The sequence below is a fragment of the Bifidobacterium mellis genome (genome assembly GCF_000967265.1).
Taxonomy (GTDB): domain Bacteria; phylum Actinomycetota; class Actinomycetes; order Actinomycetales; family Bifidobacteriaceae; genus Bombiscardovia; species Bombiscardovia mellis.
In genome coordinates, this window is sequence record NZ_KQ033885.1 from 1,145,967 (window position 1) to 1,167,610 (window position 21,644).

Below are 21,644 nucleotides of genomic sequence, written 5' to 3' on the forward strand. Positions count from 1 at the left end.
CTCAGCGATGAGCAGCTGAGTCAGCTGTATCTGCAGAGGCCATTACTTCCTCGGAGAGCAGGGAGTTCATGGAATCCACAGTGGGCCTGTCCTGGTCCGCCACGATTCGCCCATCCGCAAATACCAGGGCACGGTCGGCAAAGGAGGCCGCAAAGACATCATGCGTGACCATGATGATGGTCTGCCCCAGCTCGCGAACCGAGTCCCGCAGGAAGCTGAGCACCTCGGTCGAGGAAGCTGTGTCCAGGTTTCCCGTGGGTTCGTCCGCAAAGACAATCGAAGGCTTGGTGATGAGGGCCCTGGCGATTGCCACACGCTGCTGCTGACCACCCGAGAGCTCACTGGGCCGATGGCTCAGTCTTTCCTCCAGGCCCAAGGTCTTGGCCAGAACGTCCAGCCAGGCTGTGTCTGGCTTGGCCCCATCCAGAATCAGAGGCATGAGGATATTCTGCTTGGCCGTAAACATGGGCAGGAGGTTGAAGCTCTGGAAAATGAAGCCCAGGCTCTGGCGCCTCAAGAGGGTCAGCTGATTGTCATTGAGCTTGGTCAGGTCGACCACGCCCCTCCGCCCTCCTTGACGGTGGGCCCGCCTGCCCTTCACCCCGACGGCATCGGTCCCGTTCAGGTAGACATGACCGGAGGTGACGGTGTCCAAGCCGGCCAAGGTATGCATGAGGGTGGACTTGCCCGACCCGGAGGGACCCATGATGACCGTAAACCTGCCCCGTTCGAATTCGACATCCACACCCCGCAGGGCATGGACCAGGTTCTCCCCACTCCCATAGTCCTTGGTCAGTCCCTTTGCCTTGATGGCCACCTGGGCGATCTGCCTCGGTTTCCCCGCACCGGACGACGAATCAGAAGACGACCTCGTCTTTGCTCCATGTTTCATGCCCCCATCTTACCCACCGCAAAATTTCCGATTCACATGTCAGGTGCTTCCTGCCACTGGGGAGAGGTGAGGAGAGGACATATACAAAGGTGCCCATCGAAACGTAATGAGGTTTCGACAGGCACCCTGTGCTTCTTCGCCTTCTTGGTCATATATCACGCATATACGGGACCAGGAAGGAAGTGTGATTGCCGGCTACTTGGCCAGACCGGACCCCTTCAATGCCTGGAAGGCACCCTTGAGATCATCCAGGATGTCTTCGATGTTCTCCGTGCCAATGGAGAGCCTGATGGTACCTGGATGGATGGCCTGATCCTCCAGCTCCTCCGGCGTCTCCTGGGAGTGGGTGGTCGATGCCGGGTGGATGGCCAGCGACTTCACGTCAGCCACGTTGGCCAGGAGGGAGAAGAGATGCAGGTTGTTGATGAAGACCCTGGCCGCATCCTTGCCGCCCTTCAGATCGAAGGTGAAGATGGAGCCGGCACCGTTCGGGAAGTAGCGCTCGTAGAGCTCGTGATCGGGGCGGCCCTCGATGGCCGGATGGCTGACCGACTCCACCTCCGGCACGGTCTGCAGGTAGTCCACCACCTTCAGGGCGTTCTCGACATGACGCTCAACCCTGAGCGAGAGCGTCTCGGTCCCTTGCAGGAGGAGGAAGGCTGCAAAGGGCGAGATGACGGCACCGGTGTCACGCAGGAGGATGGCGCGGATACGGGTGACGAAGGCCGCAGCCCCCAGATCCTGGTAGAAGCGCAGACCATGGTAGCTGGGGTCGGGTTCGGTCAAGGTGGGGAACTTGCCGGGCACTGCCGCCCAGTCGAACTGTCCCCCTTCCACGACGACCCCGCCCAGGGTGGTGCCATGGCCGCCGATGAACTTGGTGGCCGATTCCACGACGATGTCAGCCCCGTGCTCCAGCGGCCGGAACAGGTAAGGAGTGGCGAAGGTGTTGTCGACAATCACCGGCAGGTTGTGGTCATGGGCGATCTTTGAAATGGCCTCGAAGTCGGGCAAGTCGGCGTTGGGGTTGCCGAAGGTCTCGAAGAAGACCAGCTTGGTGTTCTCCTGGATGGCTGACTCGAAGTTGGACGGGTCCGAAGGATCCACGAAGGTGGTCTCGACACCATCGCGGGGCAGGGTGTGCTTGAGCAGGTTGAAGGTTCCTCCGTAGATGTTCTTGGAGGACACGATATGATCCCCGGTCTGGGTGATGTTCCGGAAGGCATATTCCACGGCGGCTGCTCCCGAGGCCACGGCCAAACCGGCGGTGCCGTTCTCCAGGGCGGCGATCCTGTCCTCGAAGACCCCCTGGGTGGAGTTGGTCAGACGGCCGTAGATGTTGCCCGGGTCCTTCAAGGCGAACCGGGCCTCGGCGTGATCGAAGTCGTGGAAGACGTAGCTGGTGGTGGCGTAGATGGGCACGGCCCGGGAATCAGTGGCGGGGTCGGCCTGCTCCTGGCCCACGTGGAGCTGAAGCGTCTCGAAATGGTACTTGTGCGTGTTCTGGTCGGTCATGTCGATTCCTATCTGTTGGTGACGTACGTCATCGGTCAAGTTCTTGATGTGACCATAAGCGGCCCAAGCCCACCTGTTCAAGCCGGAAAGGACTTTTCGGTATCGTCCTTTTTTATAACAGCTTCCAAAAGGTTGAAAGCGGGCCTTTTCCGTCTCGACATTGCACACGCGGAGGTACCCGTTTAACCCCTTCGCTGTAGAGTCGGGTAAGCAACGGAGAAGGCTCCGCTGCGAACAGCCTCAGCAGGCATGAAGGAGTTCAAAAGATGGCCGGACAGACGGACGATCAGAACAGGCTCTACCAGCGCGACAGCAAGTACATCCCCCGAGTCGCCGCTGTGCATGACATGTGCGGGTATGGCAAGTGCTCGCTGACGGCCGCCATCCCCATCCTTTCTGCTGCCGGATGCGACGTTTGCCCGGTGCCCACGGCCCTGTTCAGCGCGCATACCATGTTCAAGGACTACACCTTCCACGACACCACCGAGATGCTGCCGGGATACCTGGATGCCTGGCAGAAGGAGGGCGTCGAGCTGGACGGGATCTACAGCGGGTTCCTGGGCAGCGCCGAACAGGTCGACATCATTCAGCGCATGTATCGGGAATACCCCAAGGCCCTGCGGCTGGTCGACCCGGTCATGGGCGACGGCGGATCCATGTACCCCACCTACACCGAGGAAATGTGCCGGGCCGTGACCAACCTGGTCGATGGTGCCGACCTGCTCATGCCCAACCTGACCGAGGTCAGTCTGCTGACCGGCATCGACTACGAAGGCCAGGACCTTGACGACGCCCAGGTTGGCGAGCGTCTGGGCCGTCTGCTGGACATGGGCGCGAAAAACGTCATCATCAAGGGCATTGACCGGAAGGACGGCAAGCTGCGCAACTTCGTGGCCTCGGCAGATCATGGCGGTGTCGGCGAGCGCACCGAGCTGGTCCACGACAAGCTGCCCTTCATGATCCACGGAACCGGCGATGCCTTTGCATCCAGCCTCTGCGGGGCGCTCTTTGCGGGGCGAGGCCTGGCCGATGCCGCCCGGATCGCCGGCGAATTCGTCCGCTCGGCCATGCAGCACACACGCAACCAGCCTGACTATCAGCAGCGCGGGGTCAGCTTCGAGCTGGACCTGGGGCAGATGACCGCCCTGATGCAGGGGCAGTGAGCCCAAGGCCGGTGAAAGCGGCCTAGGAATACGGGAATTTGTCAAGAGCGGAGGACCAAGGTGGATGAGTGGAACCCAAACCACCTCAATGGCCGCATTCTTGCCGATCGGATACTCGTCTACAAGGTGATAAATCCGTCATAGAGCTATGCGGACCCACCAGACCGGAGGGCGTTGCCAGCGAATTCGCCGGCGGTACCTTCCGGTCTCTGTTATCTCGTTGTTTCTGGTTCATTTAGCTGCTTGCTGTCTTGCTCCCTTCGCTTATTTGCTTTACTTGGTGCCACTCGTTTCTGTTTCCTTGGTTTCTGTTTCCTTGGGTCAGATTTGCTTGGTTTCCGTTTTCTTTCGTTTCTGTTTCAGCCCTTCTTGCCTCTGCCGCCTCTTCCTGATGCAGAGATGAGTGCAATCGATAAAGCGTCAGCATCGTCAACCCACCCGTTCATCCACTTTCGTGCGTGCGCAGGTTCATTCGACCACATGCCTGGTTCGACTGGTCGCCGACTTCCTTCCAGTGGTCTCCTAGAAACATGGACACACAAGCACTGACTAGACCAACCAATCTCCGCACAGTTCTCAACGATAAGGATGACAGAACCGATGCCGACGCTATGTTCGCAGACCCATCGGTCACACAGCCCATAAGCACTCTGCCCGATTCCATAAGGTCCGCCGACAATCCAGAAATTACGCGACCTTGGAGAACAAGGTTAGGCACAAGCAACGATGAGTCCAATGACATGGAGCTGGCAGATATTGAACGACAGATCAGAGTCAGTGGCATAAACAGCCGAGAGCTGGGACGATTGGGCGAAGACTACGCCTGCCAGTGGCTGCGAGAACGAAACTGGAGAATCCTTGCCCGGAATTGGAGAAGCAGGTTCGGCGAGCTGGACATCATCGCCCTGGATCCCGAAGCGATTCTGGTCTTCGTAGAGGTCAAAACCAGGCGCACCGGTCGGTTCGGGTCCCCGGAACAGGCTGTCGGCCCGCGCAAACAGACCCATCTTCGTCGCGCAGCAGTCCAATGGCTGATCAGTCACGACCGGGATCCCATCGCACGGCATCGCGGCACCCGTTTCGATGTCATCAGCCTGTCAGTCAAGTCCGACCCTGGTAGGAGCATGCATTCCGAGAGCCCTTATCCCCTGGCTTCCTGCCAGACATCCACCGAGGCTGCCAGGGAAACCAACCGTTCGGGCAGGGGCGGATGGAATCCGGGATCGGTCTTCCTCAGACACACCGAGGAGGCCTTCTGATGCGTCTCGGATCCGCTGAATCCGTGGGACTGATAGGCCTCAAGGCCTTTCTCATCCACGTGCAGTCCTTCATCTCCCCAGGGCTGCCCTACTTCTCCATCATCGGTCTGCCGGATGCCTCCTTGTCGGAGTCACGGGAACGGGTCAAATCCGCCTGCTCGGCCTGCGGATTCCGGTGGCCGCAAACCAGGGTCACCGTCAACATGTCCCCTGCTTCAAAACCCAAACATGGCTCCTCGCATGATCTGGCCATAGCGACCAGCGTTCTGGAAGCTGGAGGAGCACTGCCGACGGAAGGCCTGGAGCATACGGTCATCCTGGGCGAACTCAACCTGGACGGCACGATTCTACCCATCAACGGTCTGCTGCCCATTCTGACCCAGGCCAGAGCTCAGGGAATCACTCGGGCTTTCGTCCCGGCAGACAACCTTGACGAGGCCCGTCTGGTTCCCGATATCGAGGTCGTGGGACTGCGCCACCTGGGCCAGCTCATCCAAGCCTTGGGCGGGCGAAGCAGGGTCGCCATCCCCGAAGCAGACACTCGCCAGACTTCTGACAAGCCGGCCACCATAGTGCGTGCACATCCCAGAACCGGCCAGCATGAAGACAACTCCCCCGCCAATGTCGATCCAACTCCGCCCAAGCCGGACATGGCTGACGTGATCGGCCAGGAGGAGACCAAGTGGGCGATGATGGTGGCTGCAGCCGGCGGCCATCACATGCTCATGGTCGGTCCCCCGGGAGCCGGCAAGAGTATGCTTGCGGAACGGCTTCCCAGCATCATGCCCGCCCTGGACGCTGTCCAACAGCTGGAGGTGGCTTCCATCCGATCCCTGTGTGGCACGCTGAGCCAGTATGGGATCACCGATGTGCCGCCTTTCGAGGCTCCTCATCATACGATCTCCATGGCGGCCATGGTCGGGGGCGGCGCAGGACTGGCCACACCTGGCGCCATCACCCGTGCCCATCGCGGAGTCCTCTTCATGGATGAAGCCCCGGAATTCTCACCAAGAGTGATCCAATCCCTGCGCGAGCCCCTGGAGATCGGGCGAATCTTCCTGTCCCGCGCCAAGGGCAGCACCACCTTCCCGGCTCGTTTCCAACTGGTCATGGCTGCCAACCCCTGCCCCTGCGGATACGGATACGGCACAGGCGAGCGCTGCACCTGCACGCCCCGCGAGCGCCTCCGCTACTGGAACAGGCTGTCAGGACCCATCATGGACCGCATCGACATCCAGACCACAGTCCCCCCGGTGACCGACCCGAGATTCGACGACCACCGTCCACGCCAGCACAGCGCCCAGATCCGCAAGCGTGTGACCCGCGCCCGTCAGACAGCAAAAGAACGCTTCCGCAAGCAGGGCTGGACCTGCAATGCCCAGATCAGCGGCGAATGGCTGCGCCAGAACACATCAGCCAAGGCACGTTCGGTTGTGGACCAGGCCCTGCGCAAACAACGGATCAGTCTGCGAGGAGCCGACCGAACCATGCGACTGGCATGGACTCTGGCGGACCTGGATGGACGGACCAGCCCCGATGCCGACGATGTGACCACCGGCATCCTGCTCAGAACGAGGGTTGTCTGAGATGTCCCGACCCTTGATGAAGACCATACCCGACAGCCAACCGCGACCAATGACCACGGTTGAAAGCGACTGGCTTGCCAGAGCTGTCCTGACCATGGCTGCAGATGGCCCCGATGCCTTTATGATCGCCTGCCTGCTGGGCTCGGACCAGGCAGCCGACCTGTGCCGAAACCTGATCGAGTTGGGAGCGCCGAACCAGCCGGGGGGCGACAGCCCCCATGATGCTGCTCGCACCAGCCTGGACGAACGCTTTCTTAAGGGGACGGCTCGATGGGGACGGCAAACGAGCCCTGAGGATCTCACCCGGTTCCACAAGACCAGCGACACCTGGCGAAGACGCCTGACTCCCTTGCTGGTCATGGACACTGGCCAAGTACGGACCATGATGACTGGTGGAGGCCAATTCTGGGTGATGACCCCAGGTGACTCCTGCTGGCCAGGCCAGATGGATGACCTGGCACGCCGATCCGACTGGGCTCCTCCCCTCTGTCTATGGGGACGTGGCGATCCTGAAGCATTGATCTGCTGTGACCGCCCCTTGGCCGTGGTCGGGTCCAGGGCCTGCGACGAGTATGGCCGGTCCATCGCCCACCAGATTGCCAGACAGGCCGCCAGCCAAGGCCACCTGGTCGTCTCCGGCGGAGCCATGGGCACGGACGCCGCAGCCCACTGGGGAGCCCTGGCCGCCGGCGGCGGACGCACAGTAGCCGTTTTTGCCGGAGGCCTGCGACATATGGGGCCCAAACGCAACAGCCGTCTGTTCGAGAACATTGAGGCGGATGGCGGCGCACTGATCAGCGAGCTACCCCCTGACACCATCCCTGAGGCGCGTCGGTTCCTGCTGCGTAACCGAATCATTGCAGCCTTGGCCTTCGATATCGTGGTAGCACAGGCACGGCACCGATCAGGCGCACTGAACACAGCCAACTGGGGCGTGGAATTGGGCCGTCGCGTACTGGCTGCGCCCGGCAGAATCGACCAGCCGGAAAACACCGGCTGCAACCGCCTCATCCATGAGGGCAAGGCGGAGTTGCTCCTGTCGGCATCCGACATCCAAGACATCTGCCATCCCGCCCATGCATCTATCCACCCTGGAAGGTCTGTTCAACAAGGAACCAGCGGCTTAGTCAAAACCACCGAAGATCATGAGCATCAAGGAAGTATGCAGCCCACGCAGCGCGTACCGCCGCTTGACTGTGATCATCCGATCCAAACCACTCATGGCAATCAGCCGCTCCAGATCACACTCAAACAATCCGGCACTAATGGAGGTAGGCTTCCGACCCACTCTCAGCACAAAGAGCATCCTTCAACCCCGCCATCGAATCCAGGTAGGGACTGTGAATGTGAAAAAACTGACGACTTGCCTTTAACCAAGGAAGAGGCAACCGTGCTGGCGGCTATCCGTACCTGCCAGTGCCGGGGCGGTCCGCCCATGATGGGACAGCTTCGCGCTGAGCTGGCCAATCAGGGACATGAGCTCTCAGTCAGGCATCTGATGCAGCTGCTGGGTTCCCTGGAGATCTGTGGTCTGATCAGCCTGCAGAATGGATGCGTGGTAGCTGAAGACCAGAAGAATCAAGCCTTCCAGCGACAGCGATCCAAATCCACCACCCAGCCGTCCGCACCAGCCGATTCATCGCTGCGGGGAGGAACAAAATGAACGCCTTCATCCTCCAGCAGCTGACGCTGACGTTCAGGCCCGCCAAAAGCGAATCCCGGGGCCAGAGAACCATCGCGGAAGACCACGCGATGACAGGGAATCACCCCAGGTTCAGGATTGTCGTGAAGCGCATAACCCACGAACCTGGCGTTGCGCGGATGGCCAGTCAGAGAGGCGACCTGCCCGTAGGTGGCCACCTTGCCGCGAGGGATCCGCCTGACGACCTGATACACCTGCTGGGAGAAGGAAAGTTCGGTCATGGGACCCATTCTGCCCGCGCAAGCAGACATGGGCCGGAGGAGCCGCCGCTATCAATAGGTCGTGACAGTATCAATGGTATGAATCCGCAGAAGGTCAGAAACCGCTATGATGCCGTCATCGTCGGAGCCGGAGCGGCCGGATTGTCGACGGCTCTGGGACTCCACAGAGCTCTGGAGAGCGACGGAAACAGGAACGGCTCGTCGCCAAAGGTCCTGGTCGTCTCCAAGCTGCAGCCCCTGCGATCCCACACCGGCTCAGCAGAGGGCGGCATTGCGGCCAGTCTGGGCAACCAGGAGAAGGACGACTGGCATTGGCACTACTACGACACCATCAAGGGCAGCGACTGGCTGGCTGACCAGGATGCCGTGCGGATTCTGGCCGAGCAGGCCCCGAGCATCGTCATCCAGCTGGAGCATGACGGAGTGGCTTTCTCAAGAACTGAAGACGGGCACATCGCCCAGCGGAAGTTCGGCGGCCATACCGCTGATTATGGCGGCCACCCAGTCAAAAGGGCAGCCTATGCAGCCGACCGTATCGGCCATCAGATCCTCCACGCCCTTTGGCAGCAGTGCCTGCGTCAGGGAGTCGAGTTCGCCGAGGAGTGGTATGTGACCGATCTGGTCGTTGATCCGCCCACTGATGAGGAATCCGGCGGCCATGCCCGAGGACTGATCGTCCTGGATACCCACGCCGGCAAGCTGCAGGCCATCCAAGCCGACAATATCGTCCTGTGCACGGGCGGGGCCGGCCGGCTCTTCCATACGACCTCCAACTCCTGGGATCTGACCGGCGATGGCATGGCGCTAGCCCTGCAGTCCGGCCTGCAGCTGGAGGATGTGGAGTTCATCCAATTCCATCCCACGGGCCTGGGCCACACGGGCATCCTGTTGTCGGAGGCCTCACGCGCAGAAGGCGGCGTGCTCAGGAACAGTCAGGGACGGGCCTTCATGCAGGACTACGCGCCGGGACACGGCGACCTGGCTGCCAGGGATGTGGTCAGCCGTTCCATCATGGCCGAGATTGATGCAGACCGGGGAGTGGCCGATCCATCGGACCCTGACGGACCTCATGATTGCGTCTGGCTGGATATGACCGGCATTGACGGCCAGCGCATGACCACCCTGCTCCCCCAGGTCACCGAGACCATCCATCGCTACGCCCATCTGGATCCCACTGTGGACATGGTTCCGGTCAAGCCCACCGCCCACTACACCATGGGAGGCATCCCCATCACCGATCGCGGCCGCGTCTATCGTTGGCAGGATGGCCGCCGTCGAATAGTCGACGGACTGTTCGCCGCCGGGGAATGCTCCTGTGTCAGCGTTCATGGGGCCAACCGACTGGGCGGCAACTCCCTGCTGGATGCCTGCCTCTTCGGTACCCGAACAGGACAGACCATCGCCGCCGCCATGTCCAATGCCGACAAGCCAAACGACATTACCGACACGTCTCCGCTGGTACAAATTCTGCAGAAGCGTCAGGCCTTCATGGACGAGTTGCTGGCTGGCGCAAGCAACGCCGGGCCCTCGGAACCAGCATTGGCCGACAATCAAAACCGAGAATCCGACACCAGTGATCGGTCCAACCTGAACAATCCTTACGCACTGATGGGCCGACTGGGACGGCTGATGGAGGAGGCCGTTGCCGTCCGATGCGATCAGAGCAGCATCGAAAAGGGTTTGCGCGGCCTGAATCAACTGGATGCTGATGCCAGACAGCTGCGCGCACACAGTGGCACGGCAGTGCTCAACCAGGAGGTGACCGCCATCATGGAGGTGGACAACCTGCTGACCCTGGCCCGGGCCGTCCTGAACGCCAGCCTGCAGCGTCGGGAGTCCCGCGGCGCCCTGTACCGGAGCGATTATCCGCAGCGCGATGACGAACACTACCTGGCTCACACCATGATCGATGCCGAGGAAAACGTCTCCTGGCAGCCCGTTCATATCGTCGACATGCCTCCCAAGGGTCGCAACTACTGATGGACCCTGATGATGGACTCTGAGACCAATCTGTTCAGTCAGGTACCTGTTCGACACCTATCTAGGTCAGGCAGGGATTAGGATGGAGTCCGCGCATATCAGTGGGCATCGGGCCGTTTCCCGAACAAGGACAGGAGCAACCGTGACATCACAGTCCACGGAATCAGACGGATCCAAGGCATCCGCATCGGACCGCGATCCCCGCCCGGTGACCTTCCGAATAGCCCGGTTTACCCCACGACCTCAATCAGAGCGTCCGGCGCGAACCAACCCATTCGCCAAAAGCTATCCTTTCGCCACAGCCGGTAACCGACGGGCCCGCGGCCGTCGTTGGACGCAGGAGTACACGATTCGTATCGCCCCACAGCGCACCGTTCTGGATGCCCTTCTGCAGATCAAGCGTGAGGTGGATCCCACACTGAACTTCCGGTACTCCTGTGGCCATGGCATGTGCGGATCGGATGCCGTGCTCATCAACGGCCGTCCGGATCTGCTCTGCACAGCCACCATTGCCGACTGCCTGTCTGTATCCAAGACCATACCGAACGTATACGCCTCCCCCGGTGTAGCTACAGGAAACCTACAGGCTCAGCAACCTCCGGCCTTCCGTCGCACAGGTACAACGACAACCGCAACGGCCGTATCCATGTCGGCATCGCACTCAGGCTCGGTCTCAGATTCAGATTCAGATTCAACGGTCCCGGACTTCTTAGCTACAGATCCTAGGAAAACCGCAACCGCTACAAAAACTACAGGCCTTATAGGCGCCCCACACCCCACAGAAAAACCGGACCCTGCAGAATCTTCAGCAGTGGAGATTCGCCCGCTTCCCGGCTTCACCCCGCTCAGGGACCTGATAGTGGACACCAATGCCATGTTCGAGCAGATTCGGCGCTTCAAGCCTTATCTGCTCCATGATGACTCCTCTGCCGATAGCGGCCAAGCGGACCGGACGAAAGCAGCCAAGACAGAACCAGCGTCAGAATACAAGCAAACGCCAGAAGAGCTGGCCCGGTATGAACTGCTCAGCACCTGCATCGCCTGCGGACTATGCCAGAGTGCCTGTCCTATTTATGCGGGCGGTGAGGCATTTGCCGGCCCGGCGGCCATGATAGCAGCGGCTCGATTCATCAACGATTCCCGCGACAGTCATCGGCAGGAACGTCTTGAGGCCATTGACCAGGTGGACGGTATCCAGGCATGCCAGTCCATACGTGCCTGCACCCGACCCTGCCCCAGAGGCATCGACGTGGGTGAAGAGATGTGGAAGCTGGTCGAAGCCGTCAAGGAGTAGCCAAACTCCTGCACACACAGGCCAGCGTGAGCATGCGACAGGCTTGTGCCCTCTAGTCGTTACCATGGTTAGCATGGACAAAACCTCGTACAACAACATCGCCAGAGGATGGGAATTCGCCGAGGCAAGCGCTCTGAACGTCGAATCCGACAAGTTGCAGACCTTGCGAGACAAGGCTTCGGAGGCCGGATTCGCCCAGTGTTCCCGGTCTCAAGGCGCCTTTCTGCAGTTCTTGGCCGGCCGGAACGCTCCGGCATCCATCATCCTTGTCGGCAACGGCTCCGTGGTCGAAGCCCTGCGCCTGATGACAGGCCTGCATGGCCATGGCCAGTTCACCGCCGTCGACTCCACAGCCCAAGGCACTTCTCTGGTCAAAAAAATATTCGCGGGAATGGAGAAAGCCCACCCCGGCATGAGACTGCGGGCGGTCAACGCAGCTGCCAGAACATACTTCCCCAGGCTCAACCCCAGCGACTATGACCTTATCGTCGTCTCGGGAAACAGGGACAACTACCAACAGGTCATGGACCAGGCCCCGCGCCTGCTCAAGGACCGGGGACAGCTGATCTTCACGGATGCCTTCGACCTGCTGGAGGACCCGGACAAGGGCGGCGTGCTCAACCCGGCCAACAGATCCGCCAAAACGACCACCCTACGGACCATCATGGAGGCCATAAGCAAAGACAATGCCTGGGAATCCTGCCTGCTGCCCATCGGCACGGGCATGATCATGGCCACCCGCGCCCACTGACTGCCGCTCGCCTAATTTTCAGGCACGGTGACGCAGGATAGCCTGGACAGCCTCATCAGGATCATCAGTGCGGATGACCAGATCGGGGTCCAGCTCAGAAATCATGCCCCGCTGTTTCACTGTGTCCGAAATCCAGTCAAAGAGCCCCTGCCAGTAGGCCCTGTCGAAGAGGACGATGGGCATGCTGGGCGCCTTATGGGTTTGGACCAGGGTCAGCACCTCGAACATCTCATCCAGGGTGCCGAACCCACCAGGGCAGACGATGATGCCCGAGGAGTATTTCATGAACATCATCTTGCGCACGAAGAAGTAGCGGAAGGTGATGCCCAGATTCACCCAGCGGTTGAGTCCCTGCTCCATGGGCAATTCGATGCCCAGACCGACGGACTTGCCACCGACCTCAGCAGCGCCCTTGTTGGCCGCCTCCATGATGCCGGGCCCTCCCCCCGTGATGACCGTCATACCGGCCTTGGCCAGGTCGCCGCCCATCTTGCGCGCAGCCGCATAGGTGGAATCATCCCTGCCGGTCCGGGCTGACCCAAAGATAGCGGCTGCGGGCCCCAGCTCCGCCAGCGCACCGAACCCGTCGACGAACTCGGCCTGGATGCGCAGCACCCGCCAGGGATCCATATGCAGCCAGTCCGTGTCACCGCCCGACGAGAGCAACCCAGCATTGGCATCCGCCTCGGGAATCATGGGCCCGCGCATGATGACCGGACCGCTGTGGTAGGTCCGGCCCAGGTCCGGGCCTTCGTCGTCATTGTGATTGTCAACCATATCCGCCATGTACGCATTCCTTCATCGGGCCCCGATCAGAAGGACCCGCTCGATCCTGTTCCGGCTCTCATGATAGCGGCCCCCGCCGCCTGGCTGATGGCAAGGCCAGATTCATATCTGAAGAAATCGCCCCAAGCGATGGGTGTAGCGTGGACGACTCGAATCAGATCAACGGAGTATGGTGTTGCAGTCTCGGACATGGACAAATAACTAAGAGAAAAACCTAGTTCGGCCCTCCAACCCTTTTACGGCTTGCAGTATAGATAACTTACGACTCACTTTGACAGTTCAACTGTTATACATGCTTAATAAAGGAACATGACCAGGCCCAATAAGGACAGGACAAAAACTAGACCAACATCCCTGAACGAAAGCAGATTGGGCAATACTGATGCGCCTACTATGACAAGAATCTGTACGGTCGCCAAATGTGAGTCTTATTGTTTCACCAGGTGCTCATATGGCAAGCCAAACGGCGAATGCCAGGCATGCTATGCCCAATATGCACAGCGCAAACCAGCGCTTGTCATTCTTGCCCCCGAACGACTCCCAGAATTAGAAGCACCAGCCCGAGAAAAGCCTCGAATACCATAATCCAGAAACCCATGCTCTAGTCCTTTCGTTGAAGTTTGATGATTCGATCATGTTGGTCAGCCAGTGAGGCATCGTGTGTAACGGTGACGATTGTGGATCCCGAATCGCGGTTCAGGGCAAAGAGCAGGGCGATGATCCTCGACCGGTTCTCTGAATCGAGTGAGGCAGTGGGCTCATCGGCAAGAACAACCTCGGGGTTCATAATGACGGCCCGTGCGAAGACTGCTCTTGATTTTTCCCCTCCGGAGCATTCAAGCGGTTTTTTGCTCAGTATCGACCCGATGCCTAAAGAGTCCACCACCTGGTCGAATCTTCGAGAATCCCCCTTGCGCGGTGTCCGCGCGTAAAGCAGGGGCAACCTGATGTTGTCCGCGATGCTCAAGGAACCGATGAGTGCTGATTCCTGCAGGACGAACCCGATTTTCTGGTTCCTCCATGCGGCCGATTCGAGGTCGGACAGCGTGCGCGCGGATCTGCCCAGCAGCGTGTAAGAGCCTTCATAGCGTGTATCGAGCAGACCGAGGATGTTCAGCAATGTGCTCTTGCCAACGCCGGACTCTCCAACGATTGCGACCTTCTCGCCCTCGGCGACCGTCAGCGAGAAATGTTCAAGAAGAGTGACTGAAGATGAGCCCTTCCTGTATGTTTTATGATCCAGGTTGAGATCGATGACCTTGTCCATTACTGCAGCACCCCCAATGAGATAGGAACACGCCTGAGCCTCCAGGTGATCAATTGAGCGAGCATGGCAACCAAAAGAAAATCGAACAGCGACGCGACAAGTAAGGCCAGCCAGTCCATCCTGATCATTCCCCACAAGCCATAGGTCATTAAGAATGCATCCTTCCTTCGCCAGTAGCTATGCCGCGAATAAGCTGCCATAGCGAAAACGGCAAGCAATGCAATTAAGGAAAGGCCCGCATAATATGCGTAGAAAAGCCGACGAAGCCTGCCATAGCTCAGCCCCACCATGAGGTTGATCGTGAAATCACGCATCATTACCCGCACACTGATCAGTGCACTCCAGACAGACAGCAAAACGATGAGAATAAGCAGTAGGCCTGAAGCCACGGTCAGAAAACGCAAAGAAGAGAACAAATATTCGTTGTAATAGTCAATGTTGTCCTGATAACTGTAAAGGTTGAACTTGGCCCCAATCGTCTTGTCGATGTAATCGCCCAATTCGGACACGTCCGCACGATCGGTATCAGATAGAACGAGATCGTTGAGTGCGTTGATATTAAAACTGACATCAGCCTGTTTGATGAAAGCCGTGGTGACGGGCACAACTACTGAAAAATTGTAGTACTTCTTCGAATTAAGCGCGTAGAAGTTTGAACGCACCGAATTCTCGGCGATGACACCGACGACCTTCACCCTTACTTCTCGCAGCAGGGCAGGGTCATGCATCTTGAATTGCGTGCCAAGCGGATAGTCGTCGGCCAGTCCCTCGCCCACCAACACGGGAATGGCATCGTTCCGCACCAGGCTGTAATCAAACGTCAACCCGCTTCCTTGAGCAATGGGAAACCCATCCAGGTCGTTATATCGCTGATTCATATAACTCACTGGAACCTTAACCCCGCAACCATTAGCCAGATTGGTCATCATTCCGTCCGTATAGAGCGCGTAGTGATATCGGCTGTCCAGACGATCGTAGACTTTCTGAATCGATGCTTTTGAGATGTCCTTGTTACCAAAATCTGAATTCGGATCCAGGTTCGCTACGAATGTTCCCTCCTTGTCAAAATGCGCCATTTGCTGGTATCCCTCACGCGTGGACAAAACACTATGAGCTGTCAGAAATGCCATGTAGTTGGCCATCAAGAACAAGACCAGCGCACCTATGGCAAAGATTGGTTTCCTGAGAAATACACGAGTCAGAAAGAAGCGGAAAACCTTCATCTTGCCCCCAAGAACAGAGCGCTCAACAGTACGTATGCGGCCAGGGCCAAGAGCACATAGAAGCTATCAACTATCTCGAAGCCCAACAGCAGATGGACCACAGTCGAAAGCAAGAAAGAAATGCCGAGCAATATCAGGCATTCGACAAGATACCGGAGTTTTATCTGCCTCAACGTATCTCCCACCAGTACCCGGCATCTGACCTCAGTTCTGGCTTTTGTCACCAATTGATAAAGAAACACCAACACAAACGCAGAAAACCCCAGAACGAAAGCGCGCCGTTTTTCGATCATGAATTTGATGTAACTCATCAACACTTCCGAATCATCCGCCTGGTGTTTCAAATACACGAAAAACCCAGCCAATAGAAAGCAGCCCAAATACAGAAAGACCAACTCCAGGCGATTGTTGAGCCTCAGTATCGATCTATCCATAAAGCGTCTCACCGTGCCACCTTTCGCAGACGCCACCAGGCTAATTTCGACATGTCCGAGCTGCTTGATTATCCAGTGATACTTACCTTTGATGATGCTGATCAAATTTCATGACTTGTTTCGAGCGGCAGAAGAGGCTCAATCAAATTCAATTCTCTCTGTAAAGCCACCTCCTTGTGAAGCATGTGAGCTTACATTAAAACTTATAAATTAAAATTTTATACTACGCGTTGATAAAAGTCAGCAATATAAATGCAAACAGTTCAAGCTTACTCGGAACAGTCTTTGGAACAATCAATTTTGGAAAGAAATCTCGCATTCAGCCACTCGTTCCTCAGTTTGTTCGGAAATATTCTGACTGCCTATGATGTAGTGTTGCCCTTCTCTGCCGTTTGGCGATACCAAGAGTCGGTCCAAGCCCTCTCTACAAGGACCAGTCTGCGCTCTCTGCCTGCAAACGAACCATCCGCGCAAATTCACCATCTGCGGCCATGAGCTTCTGCGGGGAACCTTGCTCGACCACGCGCCCATGGCCCAGAACCACAATCTTGTCAGCCTGCTCGACGGTGCGCATCCGGTGGGCGATGACCATGACGGTCTTCCCCACCAGCAGTTGTGACAGGGCTTCCTGCACCTGCGTCTCGTTCTCCACATCCAGGGAGGAGGTAGCCTCGTCAAGCAAGACAATCGGTGCATTCTTGAGGATGGCTCTGGCAATGGAGATTCGTTGCCGCTCGCCCCCGGAAAGTCTGGAGCCGTTTTCACCAATCTTCGTCTGGTACCCCTGTGGCAGGCACGAGACGAACTGGTCGCAGTTGGCGGCCCTGGCTGCAGCCAACACTTCCTCATCAGTTGCACCGTTCCGACCCATCCGAATATTGCCCATGACCGTGTCATCAAAGAGCATCACGTCCTGGAAAACCACGGCATAGTCGCGCAGAAGAACCTCCGGATCCACTTGGCTCACATCCACTCCTCCTACGGTGATGGAGCCTGCAGCAGCTTCCCAGAAGCGAGCCGCCAGCCGAGCACAGGTTGATTTCCCGGAACCCGAAGGACCGACCAGGGCCGTGACCTCCCCCTCCCGGGCGGTGAAACTCACATCTTCGAGAACCGGCTCGCCTACCGCCTTACCCGCAAGCGCGGGATAGGAAAAGGCAACGTGGTCGAAGACGATATCGTGCCCATCGGGGTGGAATTCCTCACTCCCCTCAGCTACAGGTTCCTCGTTGATGGAGCGAATCCGCCGGGCCGAGCCCTGGGATTGGAAGAGTTCCGAAACCAGCATCAGCGCCTGATCAAAGGGCGAGTAAATCCGTGAGACCATCAGGAGGAATAGGAACATAACCATGAAGTCAATCCTGCCCTGGATGATCAATCCGGCAGCCACCAGGAAGGTCGTTGCCACACCCAACCTCAAAACCACCATGGCGGAGTTCAATATGAGGCCATTGGTCATCTCGGTTCGGACCGTAGTGGCTTCGGTGTCATCGATGGTCGAGGAAAGCCTTTCCAGATACCTCTCCTCCTGGTTGGTGGCGTGAATCTCCCGAACGCAGTCAAGCGCCTCCTGAATGCCGTCACTGACCCGAATCTGGGCCTGCCTCGTACGCCGTGACGAAGCTTCAACGAATCGTCGAGTGGCAAAGATGATAGTGAAAGCCACCGGCACGCTCCAGAATGCAGCCAAATCAAGTGCCCAATCGATGGGCAGAAGCGACAGGAATATCAGGACGGATGAAACGACTGCGCCATAGAGCTGGCTCAGCGCATGGGCGTAGGCATGTTCCATGGTGGCCACGTCACCCAGAATTGTATCGGTCAGATCAGCCAGGTCACGCCGCCCGAAAAAGGAGAGTGGGAGTTTGCGCAGTCTCTCGGCCAGGTCGATCCGCTGCGTTCCGGTCTGGCTGAAGACCGCGCCATAGGAATAACTGTACTGAAACCAGGAGGTGCCGAAGAGAATAAGCGCAAAGACCAGGAGACCAACCAGATAGGGCAGGACCTTCGGTAAAGACGCCCCTGCCGTCAGGTGCTCAACAAAAGCGTTCATGACCAGCAGAAGGGAGGTTGTTCCCGCCATGATAATCAGATTGGTCAGCGCGGTCCATAGCGTTCCCAGAACCACGATCTTCATACCTTGGTCGGACAGGGCATACTTCTTCTTGAATGAGGCGAACACTTATGCCTCACCTCCTTTCCTCTGGATGTCGGAATCACCGGTAGACGAGTCCGTAGCGAATGGCCCGACACCGGGAACGACGTGCTTCTCACCCGCAATGGGGCCGGCGGGATTTTGACCCGCTCCGGCGGCAGCCTTCGGAGAATTGTCGACCTTCCAGGAGACCGCCCGTTCGTAATCAGACCAGATACGGGCATAGGTACCCTGCGCATCAAGAAGCTGGCGATGAGGGCCCTGCTCTACCAGGTGGCCCCCATCCAATACCAGGATTCGATCGACATGAGCCACAGTCGATAGACGGTGGGCAATCATGAGAACGGTTCGCCGTCGGCCCCCTTCGGCCCGTGTCAATTTGGTCAGCGCCTTCTGTATCAAGAATTCATTCTCGGGATCGGCAAAAGCAGTCGCCTCATCCAGGACCACAATGGGAGACTCCTTGAGGATTGCCCTGGCCAGGGCCACGCGCTGGACCTCCCCCCCGGAAAGGTAGGTTCCACCTGAGCCGAGCATAGTATCCAACCCCTCGGGAAGCTTGTCAACGATGTCCATGCATTGGGCCGCTCTCAATGCCTCCATAACCTGCTCAGGAGCGGCGTCCGGTCTGGCTGCGCGAACGTTCTCCAGCAGGGTGGTCGAAAAGAGCCTGTTGGTCTGGAAGACAAAGGCGACCTGCCCCATCAGATCATGTGGATCGATGGATCTGACATCAATGCCGCCCATAGCGACCCTGCCCGAATCCACATCCCAAAAACGTGGCAACAGACTGGCACAGGTCGATTTGCCGCCTCCCGAGGGACCGACCAGAGCGACCATTCCACCCTCCGGCACCTTGAAGTCAATCCGATCCAGTGCCGGACGATTGGCACCCGGATAGGTATATGATACCTGATCCAGAGACACATCCGCCGACTTCGGGTGTTTCGGTTGAGCAGCTACCGTCAGGGGATCAATACTGAGCACGCCGGTGATTCTGTTTAAGGCATCGTCAGCCTTGCTGAAGGACTCACTGGAGAACTGCAGACGGGTCATGGCCGTGGGAACCATGCCCGAGAAGACGGCATAGAAGGCGAAATCGGTCAGGAAAGAGGTAAAGTCACTCTGCCCTGGAGCCAGCAGGATGGCTACAGGAACAAGGAAAACCACAGTCCCGTTCAGGGCCGTCATCTGAATGGTCTGAGGCAGGTGACAGATCTTCATGGCATAGTTCCTGGCTATTCTGCTGTAATGCTCGATGGCCTCATGGAAGGCCTTGAAGGAATAAACCGTCTGCTGGAAGACCTTGACCACTGGAATGCCACGGACATATTCGGTTCCCGTCTTGGACATTCGCACCAGGGCATCCTGGTATTCCTTCATAAAGGACTGTCCCTGATCGTTCATCATGACACGGATGCAGACCAGGGCAATCAGGATGGGGAAGAGACAGGCCAGGCCCATACGCCAGTCGAAAATCAGCATCAGTATCGGCATGCTCAGAATCATGGCGAAGGAGCCGGCTGCATCAGGGAGTATATGGGCAAGCAGATTCTCGGTATCGCCCGCCGAGCCATCAATGGTGCGACGCAACTCGCCTGAAGCGTGGAGGTCGAAATACCCCAGAGGCAGGCTCATCAGGTGGCTTACGGCCTCTTTACGCATGTTGGAGGCACTCCGAAAAGCTGCCAGATGCGTCATCAACAGTCCTGCACAGTACAGCATGACGGAAGCCGCCGCAAACCCCAATCCGGCCCATCCGTATATGGCGATTCCCGTGGCCTGGGACCACTTCGGCGCTACGGCGAGGAGGTCTTTTACCGCCAGCCATATGCAGATGTAGGGTCCAAGGCCGGCAATCGTGGAGAGTGCGGACAGACCACAGCCGAGATAGGAGAACACCTTGCGAGGGCCGGCGAAATCAAGCAGCCGCCTGAGGGAACTACGCCCATGCGACCTCTCACGATTAGGCGCACCTCCCCCGCCCTGTGCTTTACCTTCTGCAGGATCCGATTTGCTACCCGAATCCGCCTGATCTGTGGTCATCTCTTTCCTCCAGGTTCATCCAAAACTCTTGTCGTTCGCTGCCATCGAACGTAATCTGAGAAGCCAACGGCTGGAAGACCGTCACAGAGCGACGGATGAATCCGTAAAAGGTGCGAACGAAAACGAAAGTCCGCCGAGATTGCTGTGAAAGCCGGCAGGATGAAAGCAGGTGAGCCATGACAGACCACACGATACGTTCCGAGTCCCGCGAGATACAGACCCTGTATCGCCCCCAGGTGGAGCAACTCGGCATGGAACTCCATCACCGATCGGGAAGACTGGAAGGGCAGGTCGATGGCGATATCTGCCAGGGAAGATTCCAAGCCAATCCGGCAGGTCCTCATTGCCTGGTCATATGGCACGACATCACCTTCCTGCGCGAAATGAACTTTAACGAGTACGCCATGACCGACCATGCCTGCCTGACCCTGGATGAAAGCCCGGCAGCCAACCCCGCTCCTTATGGGTTGCAGCCATGTACAAAGCAGGAGGGCAATATGGTCTCCCTAATCCAGCAGGCGGGATCGGTCACCAACCGCATACCGGCAGGCTCCCGCTCGCGGACCCGGAGCATCTGCATCCTGCCCGACTATTTCATGGAGTTGGAAAACCAATGGCCTGGCCAGGTCAAGGGACTCTTTGACGCCTTCCGCCAACCCTGGCCATCCGATATTGCCCTGGCCGCTTTAACCGCCATGTCAAAGTTGTCCCCCGGAAGGCCGGGGCAAACGGAGTTCCTCATCAAAGCACACATCGACCTCCTCATGGCAATGTTGGCCCAGGTTTCCTCCGCGCCTGAACAGAGCCACGAACTGTCGCTCGACCGCGACCTGGTCCAGCAGGTCAAAGCCCACATCAAATCCCATCTTGGCGGCGACCTCTCCATCGATCAGATAGCCCAATCCCTGTATGTGGGACGCACACGTTTATGCCTCGCCTTCAGACGTCAGACCGGCACAAGTCTGGCCAGGTACATCAGAGAGCAAAGAATGGACCAGGCCCGCCATCTTCTCTCGTCCACTGGGGAGGACATTGCCTGGATCGGCAGGCAGGTCGGATATATACGTCCCAGTTCATTCAGCGCGACTTTCACCAGAGAAACCGGTGTTACTCCAATCGCTTGGCGCAAGCAAAGCAAGCGTATCGAACAAGCTCGCTGCAATTGATAAGTCCACAATTGCGAAAGTCAAGTAGACGGTCACAGACCCGAGGACTATGACTTTATGAACGTTCCCCTAGCTGAGACCATTGTCCGATTTTGGCGTCCAGGCAGAGGAGCTGTATGGAGCGATGGTGATGTTCCCGTCCTGGCAGAGGGAACCAGCTCACGTTCCTCCTCATATATAGATCAGGCCCATATGGCTCTGCAT

At 58.1% G+C, this 21,644-nt stretch carries 17 protein-coding genes; 8 read left to right on the forward strand and 9 right to left on the reverse strand.

Annotated elements, in window-relative coordinates; translation table 11 throughout:
* Window position 1: 1 nt before the first annotated feature.
* Window positions 2-892, reverse strand: a complete 891-nt coding sequence (locus JF70_RS04955) for an ABC transporter ATP-binding protein (protein WP_231578857.1) — start codon at window positions 890-892, stop codon at window positions 2-4.
* A 195-nt stretch (window positions 893-1,087) separates the two neighbouring features.
* Complete coding sequence (locus JF70_RS04960; RefSeq protein ID WP_045935499.1) at window positions 1,088-2,407, reverse strand: O-acetylhomoserine aminocarboxypropyltransferase/cysteine synthase family protein; 1,320 nt, start codon at window positions 2,405-2,407, stop codon at window positions 1,088-1,090.
* A gap of 266 nt (window positions 2,408-2,673) precedes the next feature.
* Here JF70_RS04960 and JF70_RS04965 point away from each other — a divergent pair, with 266 nt between their 5' ends.
* The 4 genes from JF70_RS04965 (at window position 2,674) to JF70_RS08555 (ending at window position 8,078) form a co-directional block, all read left to right on the forward strand.
* Window positions 2,674-3,570: a pyridoxamine kinase gene (locus JF70_RS04965; RefSeq protein WP_045935500.1), complete on the forward strand. Its 897-nt coding sequence runs from the start codon at window positions 2,674-2,676 to the stop codon at window positions 3,568-3,570.
* Window positions 3,571-4,310: 740 nt separating this feature from the next.
* The gene (locus JF70_RS04970; RefSeq protein WP_082069406.1) at window positions 4,311-4,829 is read left to right on the forward strand and encodes a YraN family protein; all 519 of its coding nucleotides are present in this window, start codon (window positions 4,311-4,313) and stop codon (window positions 4,827-4,829) included.
* The gene (locus tag JF70_RS04975; RefSeq protein WP_045935501.1) at window positions 4,829-6,415 is read left to right on the forward strand and encodes a YifB family Mg chelatase-like AAA ATPase; all 1,587 of its coding nucleotides are present in this window, start codon (window positions 4,829-4,831) and stop codon (window positions 6,413-6,415) included. Before JF70_RS04970 ends, JF70_RS04975 begins: the two co-directional genes overlap by 1 nt.
* Window positions 6,416-6,464: 49 nt before the next feature.
* Window positions 6,465-8,078 (forward strand): DNA-processing protein DprA, encoded by a 1,614-nt coding sequence (locus JF70_RS08555; RefSeq protein ID WP_052690755.1) that lies wholly within the window; start codon window positions 6,465-6,467, stop codon window positions 8,076-8,078.
* Here JF70_RS08555 and JF70_RS08755 read toward each other — a convergent pair.
* Window positions 7,994-8,338, reverse strand: coding sequence for an MGMT family protein (locus tag JF70_RS08755; protein ID WP_082067705.1), 345 nt, complete (start codon window positions 8,336-8,338; stop codon window positions 7,994-7,996). The two genes, JF70_RS08555 and JF70_RS08755, sit on opposite strands and share 85 nt — an antisense overlap.
* Before the next feature lie 78 nt (window positions 8,339-8,416).
* Between JF70_RS08755 and JF70_RS04985 the strand changes: the two genes are divergently transcribed.
* The 3 genes from JF70_RS04985 (at window position 8,417) to JF70_RS04995 (ending at window position 12,363) form a co-directional block, all read left to right on the forward strand.
* Window positions 8,417-10,318 carry an FAD-dependent oxidoreductase gene (locus JF70_RS04985; protein ID WP_045936152.1) on the forward strand — a complete coding sequence of 634 codons (1,902 nt, stop codon included), beginning with the start codon at window positions 8,417-8,419 and terminating at the stop codon, window positions 10,316-10,318.
* 142 nt (window positions 10,319-10,460) lie between these two features.
* Window positions 10,461-11,612, forward strand: a complete 1,152-nt coding sequence (locus tag JF70_RS08760; protein WP_420804937.1) for a succinate dehydrogenase/fumarate reductase iron-sulfur subunit — start codon at window positions 10,461-10,463, stop codon at window positions 11,610-11,612.
* A 73-nt stretch (window positions 11,613-11,685) separates the two neighbouring features.
* Entirely contained in the window at window positions 11,686-12,363 is a 678-nt protein-coding gene (locus JF70_RS04995) for an O-methyltransferase (protein WP_045935502.1), read from the forward strand.
* Window positions 12,364-12,381: 18 nt separating this feature from the next.
* Here the strand turns inward: JF70_RS04995 and JF70_RS05000 are convergent, their stop codons facing one another.
* The 6 genes from JF70_RS05000 to JF70_RS05025 form a co-directional block, all read right to left on the reverse strand.
* On the reverse strand, window positions 12,382-13,149 hold the full coding sequence (locus tag JF70_RS05000; protein WP_045935503.1) for an LOG family protein: 768 nt from the start codon (window positions 13,147-13,149) through the stop codon (window positions 12,382-12,384).
* A 601-nt stretch (window positions 13,150-13,750) separates the two neighbouring features.
* Window positions 13,751-14,416 carry an ABC transporter ATP-binding protein gene (locus JF70_RS05005; RefSeq protein ID WP_045935504.1) on the reverse strand — a complete coding sequence of 222 codons (666 nt, stop codon included), beginning with the start codon at window positions 14,414-14,416 and terminating at the stop codon, window positions 13,751-13,753.
* A complete protein-coding gene (locus JF70_RS05010) occupies window positions 14,416-15,639 on the reverse strand; it encodes an ABC transporter permease (RefSeq protein WP_045935505.1) in 1,224 nt (407 codons plus the stop codon). Before JF70_RS05010 ends, JF70_RS05005 begins: the two co-directional genes overlap by 1 nt.
* Window positions 15,636-16,178: a hypothetical protein gene (locus JF70_RS05015; protein WP_045935506.1), complete on the reverse strand. Its 543-nt coding sequence runs from the start codon at window positions 16,176-16,178 to the stop codon at window positions 15,636-15,638. The genes JF70_RS05010 and JF70_RS05015 overlap by 4 nt, the downstream gene beginning before the upstream one ends.
* Window positions 16,179-16,497: 319 nt before the next feature.
* The gene (locus tag JF70_RS05020) at window positions 16,498-18,255 is read right to left on the reverse strand and encodes an ABC transporter ATP-binding protein (RefSeq protein WP_197069103.1); all 1,758 of its coding nucleotides are present in this window, start codon (window positions 18,253-18,255) and stop codon (window positions 16,498-16,500) included.
* Window positions 18,256-20,274, reverse strand: a complete 2,019-nt coding sequence (locus tag JF70_RS05025) for an ABC transporter ATP-binding protein (RefSeq protein WP_052690757.1) — start codon at window positions 20,272-20,274, stop codon at window positions 18,256-18,258.
* Between the two features lie 176 nt (window positions 20,275-20,450).
* Here JF70_RS05025 and JF70_RS05030 point away from each other — a divergent pair, with 176 nt between their 5' ends.
* Window positions 20,451-21,440, forward strand: coding sequence for a helix-turn-helix domain-containing protein (locus JF70_RS05030; protein ID WP_045935507.1), 990 nt, complete (start codon window positions 20,451-20,453; stop codon window positions 21,438-21,440).
* The last annotated feature ends 204 nt before the right edge of the window (window positions 21,441-21,644 follow it).

Excerpts from the sequence above, each read along its gene's own strand:
- JF70_RS08755 (WP_082067705.1), bottom strand. The coding sequence starts at position 8,338 with ATGACCGAACTTTCCTTCTCCCAGCAGGTGTATCAGGTCGTCAGGCGG.
- JF70_RS05030 (WP_045935507.1), top strand. The coding sequence starts at position 20,451 with ATGACAGACCACACGATACGTTCCGAGTCCCGCGAGATACAGACCCTG.
- JF70_RS05000 (WP_045935503.1), bottom strand. The coding sequence starts at position 13,149 with ATGGCGGATATGGTTGACAATCACAATGACGACGAAGGCCCGGACCTG.
- JF70_RS05025 (WP_052690757.1), bottom strand. The coding sequence starts at position 20,274 with ATGACCACAGATCAGGCGGATTCGGGTAGCAAATCGGATCCTGCAGAA.
- JF70_RS04960 (WP_045935499.1), bottom strand. The coding sequence starts at position 2,407 with ATGACCGACCAGAACACGCACAAGTACCATTTCGAGACGCTTCAGCTC.
- JF70_RS04975 (WP_045935501.1), top strand. The coding sequence starts at position 4,829 with ATGCGTCTCGGATCCGCTGAATCCGTGGGACTGATAGGCCTCAAGGCC.
- JF70_RS04955 (WP_231578857.1), bottom strand. The coding sequence starts at position 892 with ATGAAACATGGAGCAAAGACGAGGTCGTCTTCTGATTCGTCGTCCGGT.
- JF70_RS04970 (WP_082069406.1), top strand. The coding sequence starts at position 4,311 with ATGGAGCTGGCAGATATTGAACGACAGATCAGAGTCAGTGGCATAAAC.
- JF70_RS05010 (WP_045935505.1), bottom strand. The coding sequence starts at position 15,639 with ATGAAGGTTTTCCGCTTCTTTCTGACTCGTGTATTTCTCAGGAAACCA.
- JF70_RS04965 (WP_045935500.1), top strand. The coding sequence starts at position 2,674 with ATGGCCGGACAGACGGACGATCAGAACAGGCTCTACCAGCGCGACAGC.
- JF70_RS05005 (WP_045935504.1), bottom strand. The coding sequence starts at position 14,416 with ATGGACAAGGTCATCGATCTCAACCTGGATCATAAAACATACAGGAAG.
- JF70_RS04995 (WP_045935502.1), top strand. The coding sequence starts at position 11,686 with ATGGACAAAACCTCGTACAACAACATCGCCAGAGGATGGGAATTCGCC.
- JF70_RS04985 (WP_045936152.1), top strand. The coding sequence starts at position 8,417 with ATGAATCCGCAGAAGGTCAGAAACCGCTATGATGCCGTCATCGTCGGA.
- JF70_RS08555 (WP_052690755.1), top strand. The coding sequence starts at position 6,465 with ATGACCACGGTTGAAAGCGACTGGCTTGCCAGAGCTGTCCTGACCATG.